Genomic DNA, 17,279 nt, shown 5'->3' with positions numbered 1-17,279 from the left:
GACGCGCCGCCAGTACCGAGCCCCGGTACTGGCGGCGCGTTTTTGCCCTGACTAGGCTGATCCCAAGCCAACGGCTTGCGGCAGCAAAGTCCCTCGGACTCACAGAACGGTGGGAGTTGTGAAACTCGAATTGAAGGGGATCTCGAAAGCCTTCGGGACCTTCTACGCCAACCAAGACATCGACCTCGTGGTCGAATCCGGCCAGATCCATTGCCTCCTCGGCGAAAACGGTGCCGGCAAATCAACCCTCATGAACGTGCTTTACGGGCTCTACGAGCCCACGGCAGGCCAGATCCTGGTGGACGACAAACCCGTCAGCTTCCGCGGCCCCGGTGATGCCATGGCAGCCGGCATCGGCATGGTGCACCAGCACTTCATGCTGGTCCCGGTATTCACGGTTGCCGAAAATGTAGCACTCGGTGCTGAACCGACAAGCTTTGGCGGCGTCCTCAGCATTGATGAAACCCGGAAGCAGATCCGGGAAATTTCCGACAAATACGGCTTCGACGTTGATCCGGACGCACTGGTGGAGGACCTGCCCGTCGGCGTCCAGCAGCGTGTGGAGATCATCAAGGCACTGGTGAGGGAAGCCAAAGTCCTCATCCTGGACGAGCCCACGGCCGTGCTCACCCCACAGGAAACCGACGAACTGCTGGACATCATGCGCCAGCTCAAGGCCGGCGGGACGTCCATTGTCTTCATTTCGCACAAGCTGCGGGAAGTGAAGGCCGTTTCCGACGTCATCACCGTGGTTCGACGCGGCAAAGTGGTGGGCGACGCCCCTCCCACGGCATCTGCCACCGAGCTCGCCTCCATGATGGTGGGACGCCCTGTGAGCCTGAGCCTCAACAAGGCCGCTGCGCAGCCCAAGGAAACCACGTTCGTCGTGGAAAACCTCACTGTCCGCGCCTCCAACGGGACCAACGTGGTGGACGGAATCAGCTTCGATATCGCGCAGGGCGAGATCCTCGCCATCGCCGGCGTCCAGGGCAACGGTCAGACTGAACTGACCGAAGCGATCCTGGGCATCCAGGAACACGTCACCGGTTCGGTGGTCCTGGACGGCAAGCAACTCCTTGGCCTGCCCGTCAAGGATGTCCTGCGTTCCGGCGTCGGGTTTGTTCCCGAAGACCGGACCGTGGACGGCTTGGTGGGTCCCTTCTCCGTTGCCGAAAACCTGGTGCTTGATCTGTACGACCAAGCACCATTTGCCAGCGGCATCAGCATGAAGCCTGCCAAGGTGGCTGAACATGCGAAGGCCAAGATCGAGGAATTCGATATCCGGACTCCCTCCGCGGGCTCGGCTGCCGGAACCTTGTCCGGCGGCAACCAGCAAAAAGTCGTCATGGCCCGTGAACTGTCACGGCCGCTGCGGTTGTTCATTGCCAGCCAGCCAACCCGTGGCGTGGACGTGGGTTCCATTGAATTCCTGCACAAGCGCATCGTCGCCGAGCGTGACGTAGGAACACCGGTGATGATCGTTTCCACCGAGCTTGATGAAGTGATCGAGCTCGCGGACAGGATTGCAGTGCTCTACAAGGGCAAACTCGTGGGAATTGTCCCGGCGGGCACGCCCCGCGACACGCTCGGCTTGATGATGGCCGGCGTCGGCCCGGAAGGAGGCTCCGATGACCACTAGCAGCGACGGGTCCACCAAGGACCAAACCCCTGCAGAGTCCACCGCGGCAGTGCAGGCAGCAGATGTTTCCCTGGATACCGCAGGCGGGACACTGGAGCCGTCCATCGTCCCGGTCTCCTCCCAGAGCGGCGACCCCGGGCACCAACAGGGCAGCCTAATGCGCCGCATTGTGATGGGCAATGGCTTCGTTTCGGTTTTGGCCGTCATAGTGGCGCTTTTCCTCGGTGGCCTCCTGATTGCCAGCACGGATTCCCAGGTTGCCAAGACTGCCGGCTATCTTTTCGCCCGCCCCAGCGACTTCCTGACTGCGCTGTGGTCGGCCATGACGGACAGCTACGTAGCGCTGTTCCAAGGCTCGGTTTTCAGCCCCCGGGAAGGCTTCAAGCCCATCCTCGAAACCATGACCGTCGCCACGCCCTTGATTTGCGCAGGCCTCGGTGTGGCCCTGGCTTTCCGTGCGGGCCTGTTCAACATCGGCGCGCAGGGCCAGATCATCATCAGTGCAACCCTGGCCGCCTACGTGGGATTCACCTGGCACCTGCCTTTCGGGCTGCACTTGCTCCTGGTGATCATCATGGGCGTCCTTGGCGGAGCTGCATGGGGTGCAATTGTTGGCATCCTCAAAGCCAGGACCGGTGCACATGAGGTCATCGTGACCATCATGCTGAACTACGTGGCCTTGTTCCTCCTGGACTTCCTCCTGAACACCTCCGCATTCCGCCGCCCGGGAGACAACAGCCCCATTTCGCCGCGCTTGGATGAATCTGCCACCTACCCCGTGCTCATCCCGGGATCCCGGCTCCACGTGGGTTTCCTGGTAGCAGTCGCACTGACCTACGGCGTGTGGTGGTTGTTGAACAGATCCACCATCGGCTTTGAATTCCGTGCCGTTGGCGCAAACCCCATTGCCGCGCGCACAGCGGGCGTCAAGGTACCCCGTGCCACGATCCTGGTGATGGCCCTGGCTGGTGCCCTGGCAGCATTCGGTGGCGTAGCCCAGGTTGCAGGCACGGAGAAGGTCCTCACCGGTGGTGTGGCCGCACAAATAGGTTTCGACTCCATCACCGTTGCTTTGCTGGGCCGCAGCACGCCGTGGGGGACGTTCTTCGCCGGGTTGCTGTTCGGTGCGTTCCGTGCCGGTGCCGTGCAAATGCAGATCCAAACAGGAACCCCCATCGACATCGTGCTGGTGGTCCAGTCCCTGATCGTCCTGTTCATCGCTGCACCGCCCCTGATCAGATCGATCTTCCGGTTGGAAAGCAAGAAAAAGAAGAAGAACAAGACACCGAAGGCGGCTCCGCAAGCTGCCCTTGCCAACGCCACCGGAGGTGCCAAATGAGCGCGACAACCACCGCTCCAACATCGGGGTCCACGGCCGTGCCCGCCTTCCGGCCTTCGCTGAAGGTCCCGGTCTCGCTGGGCGTCCTGGCGCTCATCGCGCTGGTCTTCTTCGGCTTCCTGGGCTCGAACAAGACCGCCGAGATGAAGATCAGCGACTCCGGTGACGCCGTCGCCGTTCCTGCCTTGATGATCCCTGGCCAGGTTGGCGGTGTGGTGCTTGGCATCCTGCTGCTGGCCATGGCCGCCTACTCGATCTATCGCTGGACGCAGGGAGAAAAGTCGCCGAAGTGGCTTCCCATCGCGTTTGCCGTGGTGTTCGTGTTCGCCCTCCTGGTGTGGATCGTGGCCGGCGCACGCCAGCCCTCCATATCGCTCGCAGGCCTGGTTGCCGGTTCTGTGACCCTGGCAGTGCCCCTGGTCTTCGGCTCGTTGTCGGGCGTGCTGTGTGAGCGTGTGGGCGTGGTCAACATCGCCATCGAAGGCCAGCTTCTGGGCGGCGCGTTCACCGCAGCCTTGGTGGCCACCATGACCGGGAGCCCGTACATCGGCCTGATCGCTGCAGCCGCTGCAGGCGCGGCAGTGTCCATGGTCCTGGCGGTCTTCAGCATCAAGTACCTCGTGAACCAGATCATCGTCGGCGTTGTGCTCAACGTGCTGGTCTCCGGTCTGACGGGGTTCCTGTACGGCACCCTGATGGTTCCCAACAAGGAGCAGTTCAACACCCCGGGCCGCCTGGACATCCTGCCGATCCCGCTGCTTTCGGACATCCCCATCATCGGGCCCATCCTGTTCGAGCAGTCCATCGCCGGCTACCTCATGTACATTGCCGTGGCCGTGGTGTGGTTCGGGTTGTTCAAGACGCGTTGGGGCCTCCGTGTCCGTGCAGTCGGCGAGCACCCGCAGGCCGCGGACACCCTGGGCATCAACGTCAACGCCACCCGCTTCTGGAATGTCACCTTGGGCGGTGCCATCGCCGGTATCGGCGGTGCGGTATTCACGCTGGTGACCATCGACTCCTTCACCAAGGACATCTCCGGTGGCCGCGGCTTCATTGCCCTGGCTGCCCTGATCTTTGGCCGATGGAACCCGATCGGTGCGTTCCTGGCCTCGCTGCTCTTCGGTTTTGCGTACAACCTGCAGTCCATCCTGGGCATCATCGGTACGCCGGTGCCCAGCCAGTTCATGGCCATGCTCCCGTACCTGGTGACCATCTTCGCCGTCGCCGGCCTTGTGGGTAAGTCGCGGCCACCGGCCGCAAGCGGCATACCGTACGTGAAGGGTTGACGATGCCCGAACACGACGTCGATTGGCCCGCCCTTGAAGCGGCCGCGAAACAGGCCATGGAGCGTGCCTACGCCCCGTACTCGAAGTTCCCGGTGGGGGCTGCGGCCCTCACCGAGGACGGCAGGATCATCAGCGGTTGCAACGTCGAAAACGCCAGCTACGGCCTGACCCTGTGCGCAGAGTGCGCCTTGGTGGGCCAGCTGCACATGAGCGGGGGTGGGAGGCTTGCAGCCTTCTATTGCGTCGACGGCCAGGGAAGCATCCTGATGCCGTGCGGACGCTGCCGCCAGTTGCTCTACGAATTCAGGGCCCCCGGCATGCAGCTCATGACCACCCAAGGCATCAAAACCATGGACCAGGTACTGCCCGACGCCTTCGGTCCCGAACACCTGGAGGAAACCCCGTGACCAGTTCAGAAGCGTTCGACGCCGTCCAGATCATTTCCATCAAGCGGGACAAGGGCACGCTCACGCCGGAGCAGATCGACTGGACCATTGATGCCTACACCCGCGGGGTCATTGCCGAGGAACAGATGGCCGCGTTGAACATGGCCATCCTGCTCAACGGCATGGACCGCCAGGAGATCTCGCGGTGGACTTCGGCGATGATCGCCTCCGGTGAACGGATGGACTTCTCGTCGTTGACCACGCCCGACGGCGGCCGGAAGGCTACCAGCGACAAGCACTCCACCGGTGGGGTAGGGGACAAGATCACCTTGCCGCTCGCCCCGCTGGTGGCAGTGTTCGGCGTCGCCGTTCCGCAGTTGTCCGGCCGGGGCCTCGGCCACACGGGTGGAACCCTGGACAAGCTCGAGGCGATTCCCGGATGGCGTGCCAACCTCAGCAACGACGAGATCATGGCCCAGCTCCAGGACGTGGGCGCAGTGATCTGTGCTGCCGGCTCCGGCCTGGCACCCGCGGACAAGAAGCTCTACGCCTTGCGTGACGTCACCGGAACAGTGGAGGCCATTCCGCTGATCGCTTCCTCGATCATGAGCAAGAAGATCGCCGAAGGCACCGGGTCTTTGGTGCTGGACGTCAAGGTGGGTTCCGGGGCTTTCATGAAGGACGAAGCCCGTGCCCGGGAGCTCGCGGAAACCATGGTGGCCCTGGGCAAGGACGCCGGCGTGCACACCGTTGCGCTGATTACCGACATGTCCACGCCGCTCGGACTGACTGCGGGCAATGCGATCGAAGTGGAAGAGTCGGTGGAGGTCCTGGCGGGCGGCGGTCCGGAAGACGTCGTCGAACTGACCGTCCGCCTGGCCGAAGAAATGCTGGCCGGTGCCGGCATCCACGATGCCGATCCCGCCGCTGCGCTCAAGGATGGCCGGGCCATGGATGTCTGGAACCGCATGATCCAGGCACAGGGCGGCGATCCCCGGGCTGCATTGCCGGTGGCCAAGGAATCCGAGGTTGTCTATGCCCCAGCGGACGGCGTGCTGGTGGAATTGGACGCGCTCTCCGTGGGAGTCGCCGCCTGGCGCCTGGGTGCAGGCAGGGCGCGCAAGGAAGACGCGGTACAGGCGGGGGCCGGCGTCCGGATGCACGCCAAGCCCGGGGCCCTGGTGCGGGCAGGTGAGCCGTTGATGACGCTGCTTACGGACACCCCGGAGAAGTTTGAGCGTGCAAAGGAAGCCCTCCAGGACGCAGTGGTCATTGCCCCTGAGGGTTCACGTCCCGCCCGTCAGCTTATTATCAGCCGGATCGCCTAGGCTGGGTGGTTCCGGGCCGTCCTCCAGGACGGCCCGGAACATTCGTCATCCGGCGCCTGTGGGGGAGCCGCCTACCTTAAGGAAACCGTGCAGGGCATCAACGACTTCATCCTCGCCGCAGCGGAACAGCCGTGGGTGTTGTTCCTGGTGCTCGCCTGCTGCTTGATCGACGGCTTCTTTCCGCCGATTCCCAGCGAGTCCGTGGTGGTGGGGCTGAGCGCAGTTTCCGGCAGCAGTGGATCGCCGAACATCTGGTTGCTGGGATTCATGGCGGCGCTGGGTGCCTTTTCCGGGGACAACATCGCGTACATCATCGGCAACCGGATCGGAACCCAGCGCTGGGGTTGGATGCGCCGGCCGAGGATGCAGGGCGCTTTCCACTGGGCGGGCAAAGAACTTCGACGCCGGGCCGCCTCACTCATCATGGTGGCCAGGTTCATTCCCATCGGGAGGGTAGCGGTCAACCTGACAGCTGGTGCCACGCACTTCAACCATCGCCGCTTTGTGATGCTGACCGCGGTTTCGGCAGTTCTTTGGGCGACGTACTCCGTGGTGCTGGGCTACTTCTTCGGCGTCTGGTTTGAGCACAACCACTTGCTGGGCGCAGTCATAGCCATCGTTGTGGCCGTGATCCTTGGCGTCATCATCGACCGCATCATCAGCCGGGTGCGCGGTTCCGTGCCCCTGGATGGCAAGAACATCCCCGAGCAGGATGCCCCGCCTCCACCCACGGTATGACGCCGGGGGCCACCCAAGATCAGTCCGCCGGTTGACGCCTCCGCAACGCCCGGCCGATAGCGTTAAGCGTGTGATCCCAAGGCTGGGGCGTAGCGAACGACGTCCCGGCCGTGGGACACTAAGAGCGACTTCGGTCACACTGTCAAGTCATATTCATCTAGGAGCTACCGCCGCGTGGAGTTTTTGAACCAAATGCTCGAGCATGCAGCCGGGCAGCCCTGGATATATCCGGTCCTCCTGGTCTTTTTCTTCATCGACGGATTTGCCACCATCCTCCCCAGCGAAACAGCAATCGTTGGCCTCTCGGCGCTGTCCCTTCACAGCGGAGAACCCAACCTTTGGATCCTCGGCGCGACCGCCCTGGTGGGGGCCATGGCGGGCGACAACATGGCATACATGCTCGGCCGCAAGATCGGCCTCACGCGATGGAAGTGGATGCGCCGGCCCAAGGTGCAAAAGATGTTTGCGTGGGCCCAGTACGAACTGGACAAGCGTGGCGCTGTGCTTATCTTTACGGCCCGCTATATCCCCTGGGGCCGCGTGGCGGTCAACTACGTTGCTGGGCAGACCGGATTCCGGCACCGGACCTTCTTCCTTCTCGACGCCTTCGCCTGCGTCACCTGGGTAGCGTATTCCATCGGGATAGGCCTGCTTGCCGGGCAGTGGGTCCACAACAATCCGCTCCTGGGCGTGGGTATCGCAGTTGCCTTCGCCGTGGTGTTGGGTATCGTCGTCGATCACGCGCTGCGCTGGTGGCACAAATACCTCGAGAAGAAGGACCACTCCAAGGAGGCCGCGGCAACAGCCGAGGCGCCCACGGCGGAAAAGCCGGAGAAGTCCCAAAAGGCGATTGTCGGCGTCGACCGTTCCAAGCCCGCTGGCTAAGGTCCGGCCGTCCCCCTAGTCTTAGTACGTGACTGAGCCCATACTTGACGCCGCCCCTGCCCTCGACTTCGATCTGAAGAGCCTGCCCAAGGTTTCCCTTCACGACCACCTGGACGGCGGCCTGCGCCCCGCCACCATCATTGAATTGGCTGAAGCTGTTGGCCACACGCTGCCTTCCACCGATGCTGTTGCCCTCGGTGAATGGTTCCGCGAGTCAGCCGACTCCGGCTCGCTGGTGCGGTACCTCGAAACCTTTGACCACACCATCGCCGTCATGCAGACCAAGGAAGGCCTGTTCCGGGTCGCCAAGGAATTCGTAGAGGACCTGGCCGAGGACGGCGTCGTGTACGGCGAAGTCCGCTGGGCTCCCGAGCAGCACCTTCAGAACGGCCTCACCCTGGATGAAGTGGTGGAGGCCGTGCAGGCGGGCCTCGAAGCAGGCGTGGACGCGGCAGAGGAGCGGGGCCAGCAGATCCAGGTGGGCCAGCTGATCACCGCCATGCGTCACGCAGACCGCGGCCAGGAAATCGCTGAACTCGCAGTCCGCCACCGGGCCAACGGCGCCGTCGGCTTTGATATCGCAGGGGCTGAGGACGGCTTCCTGCCCTCGCGCTTCAAGGATGCCTTCACGTACTTGGCAGAGAACAACTTCCCCGCCACGGTCCACGCCGGTGAGGCCGCAGGCCTCGAGAGCATCCAGTCCGCTCTGGTGGACGGCCGGGCCCTGCGCCTGGGCCACGGCGTGCGGATTGCCGAGGACATCTCGGTGGAGTTTGAGGACAATTCGGAGGACGACGGCGAGGACACGGTCGGCCTGGTGACCATCGGCAGCGTGGCTGCCTGGGTCCGCGACCGGGGCATCGCCCTGGAGATCTGTCCGTCATCCAACCTCCAGACCGGCGCGATCTCCGGCTTCGGCGACGGCATTGAAAGCCACCCCCTGGACATGCTGTTCCAGCTGGGCTTCAACGTGACCATCAACACCGACAACCGCCTCATGAGCGGCGTCACCTTGACCGATGAGTTCGAGCTCCTGGTGGAAACCTTCGACTACGATCTCGACGACCTGCTGGAACTGACGCTCAACGCAGCGGAGGCAGCGTTCCTGCCGTTGGATGAACGCGAAGCGTTGGTGGAGTACATCAATGACGCCTACGCCAACCTCGGCTAGCGGTTCGAGCCTCGGGACCCTCATAGGAACAATCGCCGCACTGCGTGAGCACTGTCCCTGGATGGGTGCGCTGACGCATGAGTCCCTGGTGGAGTACTTGATCGAGGAAGCCTACGAGGTTGTGGACTCGATCGAGGCCGGCTCTGTTGACGACGAGCTCCGCGGCGAGCTGGGTGATGTGCTGCTTCAGGTAGTGCTGCACGCCCGGCTCGCCGAGGAACGTGGCAGCTTCGACTTTGAGGCTGTCGCCGAGGGCATCAATGCCAAGATGGTCCGGCGCAACCAGCACGTCTTCAAGGCCGACGGCTCCTTGCAGGAGAGCTTCCCGGCAAGCGTCGAGGAAATCATCACCAAGTGGGACGCCGCCAAACGTGCGGAGAAGCCGGAGCGGACTGATCCCTTCGAGGGAATTCCGCCCCACCTTCCGGCCTTGGCCGCGGCTCAAAAATCCTTGGACCGGGCGGCCCGCGCCGGCCTTCAGGTGGAGGTCCAAAGCCGCACTGCCGCCGTCGGAATTCCTGCCATCCCTGCCTCCGAAGAGGCGCTCGGTGAGCTGCTCCTGGCGGTTGTCGCCGGGGCCAGGGAGCAAGGACTCGACGCCGAACGGGCCCTCCGTGCCGCCGTTCGATCGTTTCAGAACAGCCAGGCCCAGCCTTCATGACGTGAAAGGTTGGAATCCGTTCCGTAACCTGAGCCACTCTGGACTACGCTAGTAGCGACGAGGACGTTGAGAATTTCCCTCCTCATTCCTGTAATTTGCCCATAAGGAGCACATCCATGGCGCTTATCGATGCCATCCACGCACGCGAGATCCTTGATTCCCGCGGAAACCCGACCGTAGAAGTCGAGGTCCTGCTCTCCGACGGCCAGATCGGCCGCGCAGCAGTTCCCTCCGGTGCTTCCACCGGCGAGCACGAAGCTGTCGAACTCCGCGACGCAGACAAAGGCCGTTACCTCGGCAAGGGTGTCCAGAAGGCCGTAGACGCCGTCATCGACGAGATCTCCCCGGCCCTCATTGGCTTTGACGCCACTGACCAGCGCAGCATCGACCAGGCCATGATCGACCTCGACGGCACCCCCAACAAGGGCAAGCTCGGCGCCAACGCCATCCTGGGTGTTTCCCTGGCCGTGGCCAACGCTGCAGCAGCTTCCGCTGACCTGCCGCTGTACAAGTACCTGGGTGGCCCGAACGCCCACGTACTGCCCGTTCCCCTGATGAACATCCTCAACGGTGGCTCGCACGCCGACTCCGATGTGGACATCCAGGAATTCATGATCGCCCCGATCGGCGCCGAGACCTTCTCCGAAGGCCTGCGCTGGGGTGTCGAGGTCTACCACAACCTCAAGTCCGTTCTGCAGGAAAAGGGCCTCTCCACCGGTCTCGGCGACGAAGGTGGCTTCGCCCCCAACCTGCCGTCCAACCGCGCAGCACTGGACCTGATCACCGAAGCCATCAAGAACGCCGGCTACACCCCGGGCACGGACATCGCCCTTGCACTGGACGTGGCTTCCTCCGAGTTCTACAAGGACGGCGCCTACCAGTTCGAAGGCAAGGCACTTTCTGCCACCGAGATGAGCGCCTACTACGCTGAGCTCGTTGCCGACTACCCGCTGGTTTCCATCGAGGACCCGCTGGACGAGAACGACTGGGAAGGCTGGAAGACCCTCACCGACACCATTGGTGACAAGGTCCAGCTGGTTGGCGATGACCTCTTCGTCACCAACCCGGTCCGCCTGCAGCAGGGCATCGACGCCGCAACGGCCAACTCCCTGCTGGTCAAGGTCAACCAGATCGGTTCCCTGACCGAAACCCTGGACGCCGTTTCCCTGGCCCAGCGGTCCGGCTACACCACCATCACCTCGCACCGCTCCGGCGAAACCGAGGACACCACCATTGCTGACATCGCCGTTGCCACCAACGCCGGTCAGATCAAGACTGGTGCCCCGGCCCGCTCCGAGCGCGTTGCCAAGTACAACCAGCTGCTGCGCATCGAAGAAGAACTCGACGACGCCGCACGCTACGCCGGCCGCAGCGCGTTCCCGCGTTTCAAGGGCTAGCCTTCAGCGAAAACAGCTGACCGGTGGCTATGGTGGAAAGACCATGGCCACCGGTTCTGTTTAAGCTGGCCAGGTTCGAAAGCAAGCGCTGCAACCCGCCAGGCAAGCACCGGGCATTACAGGAGTGTCATGGCCACCCGTCGTCCAAAAGTACCCAGGGCCGACGCCCTTGGCCGCCCTGCAGGCGCGGCACGCCCCGCCGGGACGCCCGCTTCCTCCCGTCCTGCCTCCGAGGACGCGGACATCATCTCCTTGGGTGCCACGCGCGCCACAGATAAATCGTCGGCGCCCAAATCGTCGACGACGCCGGCCCGCGCCACAGTGCCCGGGCCAGGCGGCAAAGCCGCAACCGGCGCGGGGAAGCCGGGCGGAAGCAAAGGCGCCACCGGCAGCAAGGCGGGCACAACCAAGGACAAAGCACGCTCGACACGTCCGGCTGATGAGGAGTCCGAGCACCTCGACCCCGTGCCCGCCAAAGCCTTCTCCGGCAGGATGCTTGCGTTGGCAGTGGTGATGATTGCCATCACCATCCTTTTGGCGCCGACAGTGAAGATTTTCCTGGAGAAGCGCTCGGAAATTTCCGCCCTTGAAGCCGAGATTGCCAGCCGGAAGGCCGAGCAAACAGAACTCAACAAGCAGATCTCGCGGTGGCAGGATCCCAACTATGTGAAACAGCAGGCCCGCGACCGCATTAACATGGTTATGCCGGGTGAAACAGGTTACTGGGTGTTTGGCGGGGAAGATGCCGCCGGCACGCCAGGTGGCCGCACCGGCTCCGGATCAACTGCAAACCCGGAGAATCTGCCATGGGTGGATGCTCTCTGGGAGTCCATCAGACGATCGGCAACTGACTAGACGCGGCGCCCACCGCCGTCGTGTCCGCATGGGACACGGCAAAAAGGGCAGGAAGGTTGGCAGCGCAAGTGGAAGAGAACACTGCAGCCGTGCCGCAGGAATCCCGCCAGCCATCAGCACACGACCTCGAGGTCCTCAGCCGCCAGCTCGGCAGGCCTGTCCGGGACGTCGTTGAGATCCCCGCGCGCTGTGTGTGCGGCAACCCGCTGGTGGCGGCAACTGCCCCCCGGCTCAGCAACGGGACACCGTTTCCCACCACCTTCTACCTGACCCACCCCGTGATCACGTCCGCGGTGTCGCGGCTCGAAGCGGGCGGGCTCATGAACGAGATGAACGATCGCCTGACCGGCGACCATGAACTGGCAGATGCCTACAGGGGCGCCCATGAGGCCTATCTGCAGGCCCGAAACGATATCGCGGACCGCTCAGGTACCGGTGCCGTTCCTGAAATCGACGGAATCTCCGCAGGCGGCATGCCCACCCGCGTAAAGTGCCTCCATGTCCTGGTGGGCCACTCGTTGGCTGCCGGTCCCGGGGTGAATCCGCTCGGAGACGAAGCGTTGGCAGCCATCACCGAATGGTGGACCAAGGACCGCTGCTACTGCGATGGCGCCTGGGACACTGCTGGCGAGGCGCCCTCCAGGGACCTGAGCCGCCACGGTCCGCAGGGACTGCCGGACATCGTGGGCCGGCCTGCACCGGTGCGCAAGTCGAAGTCCGGAGCGGAAGAGGGAACTGCATGAGCCGTGTGGCCGCCATCGATTGCGGAACCAACTCCATCCGGCTCCTGATCGCCGACGCTTCGGCGGGCGGGGCACCCGGGCCGCTGGCCGACGTCGTGCGTGAAATGCGTGTGGTCCGCCTTGGCCAGGGCGTCGATGCCACCGGTGAACTGGCTCCCGAAGCCCTCGAACGAACCTTCGCTGCGGCTGCCGACTACGCCCGCTTGATTGAGCAGCACGCCGCCCAACGCGTCCGTTTCGCAGCCACCTCGGCCACACGCGACGCCCGGAACCGCCAGGTCTTCGTGGATGGCATCAGGGACCTCCTGGGTGTTGAGCCGGAGGTCATCAGCGGCGATGAGGAAGCTGCTTTGTCCTTTGCCGGAGCCAGCAGCGCGTTGCCCGCGATGGGGGACAAGGCTGTCCTGGTGGTGGACCTCGGCGGCGGAAGCACGGAGTTTGTCCTGGGTGACTCGGACGGCGTCATCGCAGCCCGCTCGGTGGACATCGGCTGCGTGCGGCTTACTGAACGCCACCTTCGCAACGACCCGCCCACTGCGGCGCAGATTGCGGCAGCCGAGGCCGACGTCGATTCCGCGCTGGACCTCGCCGCGGAAACTGTGCCGCTTGACCGCGCCACAGCCGTTGTTGGCGTTGCAGGCTCCATCACCACCATCACCGCGCACGCCTTGGGCCTCAGCGAATACCAGCCGGAGCGGATCCACGGTGCCTCGCTGGACCTTGTCACGATCAGCGATGCGTGCACCAGTTTGCTTGAAATGACCCGCGAGGAGCGTGCCGCGCTTCCGTACATGCATCCGGGCCGCGTGGATGTCATCGGTGCCGGCGCCCTGGTTTGGCGCCGTATTTTGGCGCGCCTGACCGAGGTAAGCAATGGCGGCATCCGTACAGCGGTTTCCAGTGAGCACGACATCCTGGACGGCATAGCGCTGAGCATCCGGGACGCTGAATGACGGTTCCACACCGCCGCACCATGTCCGCCGCCCTTGCCACCCTGCTTGCAGGTGGAGCGCTGCTGGGCACCCTGGCGACGGCTCCGGCTGCCGCCGCGGACCCTTGGCGTGACAAGGAGTTTTGGATCAAGGACTCCGGGGTCGCCAACGCCTGGCAGGTTTCCAAGGGTGCAGGGGTCAAAGTGGCCATCATTGACAGCGGTGTCGATGGAAACCATCCCGACCTCAAAGGTGCCGTGGTGGGTGGGACAGATGTTTCGGGTGCAGGGGCGCCCAATGGGCAGAAGAGCATCGGTGCCAAGACCGAGCACGGGACCCTGGTGGCCACCATGCTGGCCGGACGCGGCCACACGACACCCACGCCGCCGCCGTCGGCTTCTGCGTCCGCATCGCCCACCGCGACAACCCCGCCGGCCGCGCCTCCGACTGGGGGACCGGACGGGATCACAGGCGTGGCGCCGGAGGCTGAGCTCTTGTCTGTTTCCACATGGCTTGGCTCGCCCAACCCCGGAGGCAAGACCGACCAGGAGCAGATTCCTGACGCTGTCCGCTGGGCCGTGGACAACGGCGCCAAAGTCATCAACATCTCCCTTGGCAGCACATCGCCGGATTGGCCCCAGAGCTGGGACGCGGCCTTCCTCTACGCAGAGCAGAAAGACGTCGTGATCGTGGCTGCCGCGGGCAACCGGGTGGGCGGCAACATCCAGGTAGGCGCTCCAGCCACCATTCCCGGCGTCCTCACCGTGGCAGGCCTCGACGGCGAAGGCCGCGCCAGCGTGGACTCATCCTCGCAAGGCATCAGCATCGGAGTGGCGGCACCGGCGGAAAACCTTGTGGGCGGTATTCCCGGAGACGGTTACGCCGAGTGGGCAGGAACCTCCGGTGCAGCCCCCATCGTGTCCGGCGTGGCAGCGCTCATCCGTTCCAAATGGCCGGAGATGAGTGCCAACCAGGTCATCAACAGGATTGTCAGTACCGCCAAGGATGCTGGCGCCCCGGGGAAGGATCCCCTGTACGGTTACGGCATCCTCGACGCCGAGGCAGCGCTCAAGGGCGATGTCCCCTCCACCAGCAGCAACCCGCTGGGATCCATCGCGGACTGGATCCGCGTGCACCGGCGCGGTGTGCTCAGCGAGCCGTCACAAGCCCCTGTCACGAGCCCAACCAGTGCGGTACCCACCCTGGCCGATCCCACCGTTCCTGTAGCCAAGACTCCGGCGACCGTCGACGAGGCCTTGCCTGCCGCCGTCGTACTGGGCTTTGGTGCCCTTTTCATCGCCTTGGTGACCGGCGCGGCAATCCAGCTGAGGCGGGTTTCAAAGAACCCTCCCCCGGTGCCCGAAGAGGCCGAAACGGGAACGCTGGAGACGGTGGATCCACCCGCCAAACCGTAGTTAGTGAAGATTTTCACAAAGTGTTGTACTCTGGACTCATGGCAACCACCCCTGAGCTCATTGACCGTCCCCGGGTTCTCGTCGTCGGCGGCGGCTACGTCGGCCTGTACGTAGCCCTCAAACTGCAGAAGAAGATCGCGAATGCAGGTGGCATCGTCACCGTCGTTGATCCGCTGCCCTACATGACTTACCAGCCGTTCCTCCCCGAGGTGGCAGGTGGCAACATCGAGGCACGCCACGCCGTCGTCTCGCACCGTCAGCACCTGAAGCAGACCGAGCTCATCCAGGGCCGCGTCACGGGCATCGACCACGCCAACCGCACGGCCGTTGTAGCGCCGTCCGATGGCGGCGAGCCCTTCGAGATCCCGTACTTCGACGTCGTTATCGCAGCTGGTGCCATCACCCGTACGTTCCCCATCAAGGGCCTCGCGGACAAGGGCATCGGCCTGAAGACCATCGAGGAAGCCGTTGCGCTGCGCAACAAGGTCCTGGAGCGCATCGAAGCCGCATCCACCATGACGGACCCCGCAGAGCGCGCCAAGGCACTGACCTTCGTGGTAGTTGGTGGCGGCTTCGCCGGCATCGAATGCCTCACCGAAATGGAAGACCTCGCCCGCGCAGCGGTTCGCAACAACCCGCGCATCCGCCAGGAAGAAGTCCGCTTCATCCTGGTCGAAGCAATGGGCCGCATCATGCCCGAGGTCACCGCTTCCCAGGCAGAATGGGTTGTGGAGCACCTCCGGAGCCGCGGCATTGAGGTCCTCCTCAACACCTCGCTGGACAGCGCCGAGGACAACCTCAAGCTGATCAACCTGCCGGACAAGACCTCTGCCGGTGAAGTCGAAGCAGACACCCTCGTTTGGGCTGCCGGTGTGCAGGCAAACCCGATGATCCGCTCCACCGACTTCCCGCTGGAACCGCGCGGCCGCGTCCGCGTCCTCCCGGACCTGCGCATCGCAGGCGACGAAGGCATCATCGAGAACGCCTGGGCAGCCGGCGACATCGCCGCTGTTCCCGACCTCACGGGCAAGGGCCTGCCGGACGGCACCTGCGTCCCCAACGCGCAGCACGCACTTCGCCAGGCCAAGAAGCTGGCCAAGAACCTGTGGGCTTCCCGCTGGGACAAGCCGCTGCACGACTACAAGCACAAGAACCTTGGTGCTGTTGCCGGCTTCGGCGAGTGGAAGGGTGTTGCCAACATCAACCTGCTGGGCCGCATCGGCCTCAAGGGCGGTCTCGCCTGGCTTGCACACCGTGGATACCACGGTATGGCGATGCCCACCGTTGAGCGCAAGTTCCGCGTGGTCTTCGGTTGGATCCTGTCCTTCTTCGCCGGCCGCGACACCACGCAGCTGATCGACCTCGACAACCCGCGCGGTGCCTTCGTTGCCGCAGCTACCCCGGCTCCCAAGCCGGCCGCTGCACCTGCACCGGCTCCTGCGGCTGCCGAGGACAAGACCCCGGTAACTGCTAACGCCAAGTAGTACACGCCCGACGGCGGCTGCTCCCCTCAGGGGAGTGGCCGCCGTCGACGTTTAAGCCGCCAGACGAAACCGGCTCTCATAGACTGATGCCATGCCTGGTGAAACTGATCTGACAACCTTGCTGACGGCCCTCCAGCCCGTGGCCCGCGACGGTGAGTACGTCTACGCGCTCTGGCCACACGGGCGGCCCCTGGAAGGTGACGTGGAAGCCGCTGTTCGTGAGGCCGAGGGGCTGACCGTGGTGGTGCGCCGCGAGGAAGCGGACAACCTTGGCCTTGCCTACGACTTTGTGGCGTCGTGGATCACGCTGCAGGTCCACTCCGCGCTGGAAGCGGTGGGTCTGACCGCTGCGGTCAGCGCAGCCCTCACACATGCGGGAATCAGCTGCAACGTCCTGGCTGGCTTCCATCATGACCATCTGCTGGTGCCGATCGCGGATGCGCCCCGGGCCATGGACGTGCTGCGCCTGTTGGCCCGGGGGATTGTATTGCGCCCCGAGCAGCCCGGCGACCGTGCGGAGATCCTTGAACTGACAGCGCGGGCATTCTCCATCTCGCCTGTGACCGGGAAGCCCGTGGAGGGCGTTCCTGTCGAGGTGGGGTTGCTCCAGGAACTCTTTGAGTGCAGCGAGTACATTCCCGGGCTCAGCATCGTGGCCGAGATGGGTGGGGAAATCGTGGGCCATGCCATCAGCACCCGCGGTTGGATCGGTGATGTGACAGTCCTTGGCCTGGGGCCGATCGGAGTGCTTCCGCAGTTCCAGGGCCGTGGCGTTGGATCCGCTTTGATGCGGGAGACCGAGGCCCGCGCCACCGCCTTGGGGGAGCCGGGCATCGTGTTGCTTGGCAGCCCGGCCTACTATGGACGCTTCGGCTTCGTGCCGGCCAGGTCTTTGGGTGTGGAGCCGCCGGAACCGCGCTGGGGAGAGCACTTCCAGCTGCTGCCGCTGCCGGACTGGCCCGACGGCGTCCGGGGCACCTTTCGCTATGCCGAACCCTTCAACCGGCTGTAGCTGGGATA

16 protein-coding genes are annotated in these 17,279 nt (G+C 64.2%); all 16 read left to right on the top strand.

The features are described from left to right. Nucleotides 1-118: 118 nt before the first annotated feature. The 16 genes from AB0N72_RS05755 to AB0N72_RS05680 all read left to right on the top strand — a co-directional run bounded on the left by AB0N72_RS05755 (nucleotide 119) and on the right by AB0N72_RS05680 (nucleotide 17,271). Nucleotides 119-1,639, top strand: a complete 1,521-nt coding sequence (locus AB0N72_RS05755) for an ABC transporter ATP-binding protein (protein WP_363930006.1) — start codon at nucleotides 119-121, stop codon at nucleotides 1,637-1,639. Further along, nucleotides 1,629-2,978, top strand: coding sequence for an ABC transporter permease (locus AB0N72_RS05750; RefSeq protein WP_363930005.1), 1,350 nt, complete (start codon nucleotides 1,629-1,631; stop codon nucleotides 2,976-2,978). Before AB0N72_RS05755 ends, AB0N72_RS05750 begins: the two co-directional genes overlap by 11 nt. Then, nucleotides 2,975-4,264 (top strand): ABC transporter permease, encoded by a 1,290-nt coding sequence (locus AB0N72_RS05745; protein WP_363930004.1) that lies wholly within the window; start codon nucleotides 2,975-2,977, stop codon nucleotides 4,262-4,264. Before AB0N72_RS05750 ends, AB0N72_RS05745 begins: the two co-directional genes overlap by 4 nt. Before the next feature lie 2 nt (nucleotides 4,265-4,266). Continuing rightward, entirely contained in the window at nucleotides 4,267-4,671 is a 405-nt protein-coding gene (locus tag AB0N72_RS05740; protein ID WP_363930003.1) for a cytidine deaminase, read from the top strand. Continuing rightward, nucleotides 4,668-5,978 (top strand): thymidine phosphorylase, encoded by a 1,311-nt coding sequence (locus tag AB0N72_RS05735; protein ID WP_363930002.1) that lies wholly within the window; start codon nucleotides 4,668-4,670, stop codon nucleotides 5,976-5,978. The genes AB0N72_RS05740 and AB0N72_RS05735 overlap by 4 nt, the downstream gene beginning before the upstream one ends. 87 nt (nucleotides 5,979-6,065) lie before the next feature. Next, complete coding sequence (locus AB0N72_RS05730) at nucleotides 6,066-6,716, top strand: DedA family protein (protein ID WP_363930001.1); 651 nt, start codon at nucleotides 6,066-6,068, stop codon at nucleotides 6,714-6,716. 174 nt (nucleotides 6,717-6,890) lie between these two features. Then, nucleotides 6,891-7,601, top strand: coding sequence for a DedA family protein (locus AB0N72_RS05725; RefSeq protein WP_363930000.1), 711 nt, complete (start codon nucleotides 6,891-6,893; stop codon nucleotides 7,599-7,601). A 28-nt stretch (nucleotides 7,602-7,629) separates the two neighbouring features. Further along, complete coding sequence (locus AB0N72_RS05720) at nucleotides 7,630-8,772, top strand: adenosine deaminase (protein ID WP_363929999.1); 1,143 nt, start codon at nucleotides 7,630-7,632, stop codon at nucleotides 8,770-8,772. Nucleotides 8,773-8,833: 61 nt separating this feature from the next. Then, a complete protein-coding gene (locus tag AB0N72_RS05715) occupies nucleotides 8,834-9,433 on the top strand; it encodes a MazG nucleotide pyrophosphohydrolase domain-containing protein (RefSeq protein ID WP_363930335.1) in 600 nt (199 codons plus the stop codon). A gap of 116 nt (nucleotides 9,434-9,549) precedes the next feature. Next, nucleotides 9,550-10,830 carry a phosphopyruvate hydratase gene (eno, locus tag AB0N72_RS05710; RefSeq protein ID WP_363929997.1) on the top strand — a complete coding sequence of 427 codons (1,281 nt, stop codon included), beginning with the start codon at nucleotides 9,550-9,552 and terminating at the stop codon, nucleotides 10,828-10,830. A 129-nt stretch (nucleotides 10,831-10,959) separates the two neighbouring features. After that, nucleotides 10,960-11,685, top strand: a complete 726-nt coding sequence (locus tag AB0N72_RS05705) for a septum formation initiator family protein (protein ID WP_363929996.1) — start codon at nucleotides 10,960-10,962, stop codon at nucleotides 11,683-11,685. 68 nt (nucleotides 11,686-11,753) lie between these two features. Further along, the gene (locus AB0N72_RS05700; protein WP_363929995.1) at nucleotides 11,754-12,428 is read left to right on the top strand and encodes a DUF501 domain-containing protein; all 675 of its coding nucleotides are present in this window, start codon (nucleotides 11,754-11,756) and stop codon (nucleotides 12,426-12,428) included. Then, entirely contained in the window at nucleotides 12,425-13,381 is a 957-nt protein-coding gene (locus AB0N72_RS05695) for a Ppx/GppA phosphatase family protein (RefSeq protein ID WP_363929994.1), read from the top strand. Before AB0N72_RS05700 ends, AB0N72_RS05695 begins: the two co-directional genes overlap by 4 nt. Beyond that, nucleotides 13,378-14,775 (top strand): S8 family serine peptidase, encoded by a 1,398-nt coding sequence (locus tag AB0N72_RS05690; RefSeq protein WP_363929993.1) that lies wholly within the window; start codon nucleotides 13,378-13,380, stop codon nucleotides 14,773-14,775. Before AB0N72_RS05695 ends, AB0N72_RS05690 begins: the two co-directional genes overlap by 4 nt. A 38-nt stretch (nucleotides 14,776-14,813) precedes the next feature. Continuing rightward, nucleotides 14,814-16,259, top strand: coding sequence for an FAD-dependent oxidoreductase (locus AB0N72_RS05685; RefSeq protein WP_363929992.1), 1,446 nt, complete (start codon nucleotides 14,814-14,816; stop codon nucleotides 16,257-16,259). Between the two features lie 91 nt (nucleotides 16,260-16,350). Continuing rightward, nucleotides 16,351-17,271 (top strand): ACT domain-containing protein, encoded by a 921-nt coding sequence (locus AB0N72_RS05680; RefSeq protein WP_363929991.1) that lies wholly within the window; start codon nucleotides 16,351-16,353, stop codon nucleotides 17,269-17,271. Nucleotides 17,272-17,279: the final 8 nt, after the last annotated feature.

This window comes from Paenarthrobacter sp. NPDC089307 (assembly GCF_040685055.1).
Taxonomy (GTDB): Bacteria; Actinomycetota; Actinomycetes; order Actinomycetales; family Micrococcaceae; genus Arthrobacter.
Note: the sequence above shows the minus strand (reverse complement) of the source record. Positions and strands in the feature narration are given on the sequence as shown.

Coding starts and splice junctions, on each gene's coding strand:
- AB0N72_RS05750 (WP_363930005.1), top strand. CDS start 1,629: ATGACCACTAGCAGCGACGGGTCCACCAAGGACCAAACCCCTGCAGAG.
- AB0N72_RS05745 (WP_363930004.1), top strand. CDS start 2,975: ATGAGCGCGACAACCACCGCTCCAACATCGGGGTCCACGGCCGTGCCC.
- AB0N72_RS05740 (WP_363930003.1), top strand. CDS start 4,267: ATGCCCGAACACGACGTCGATTGGCCCGCCCTTGAAGCGGCCGCGAAA.
- AB0N72_RS05715 (WP_363930335.1), top strand. CDS start 8,834: ATGGGTGCGCTGACGCATGAGTCCCTGGTGGAGTACTTGATCGAGGAA.
- eno (WP_363929997.1), top strand. CDS start 9,550: ATGGCGCTTATCGATGCCATCCACGCACGCGAGATCCTTGATTCCCGC.
- AB0N72_RS05705 (WP_363929996.1), top strand. CDS start 10,960: ATGGCCACCCGTCGTCCAAAAGTACCCAGGGCCGACGCCCTTGGCCGC.
- AB0N72_RS05695 (WP_363929994.1), top strand. CDS start 12,425: ATGAGCCGTGTGGCCGCCATCGATTGCGGAACCAACTCCATCCGGCTC.
- AB0N72_RS05690 (WP_363929993.1), top strand. CDS start 13,378: ATGACGGTTCCACACCGCCGCACCATGTCCGCCGCCCTTGCCACCCTG.
- AB0N72_RS05685 (WP_363929992.1), top strand. CDS start 14,814: ATGGCAACCACCCCTGAGCTCATTGACCGTCCCCGGGTTCTCGTCGTC.
- AB0N72_RS05680 (WP_363929991.1), top strand. CDS start 16,351: ATGCCTGGTGAAACTGATCTGACAACCTTGCTGACGGCCCTCCAGCCC.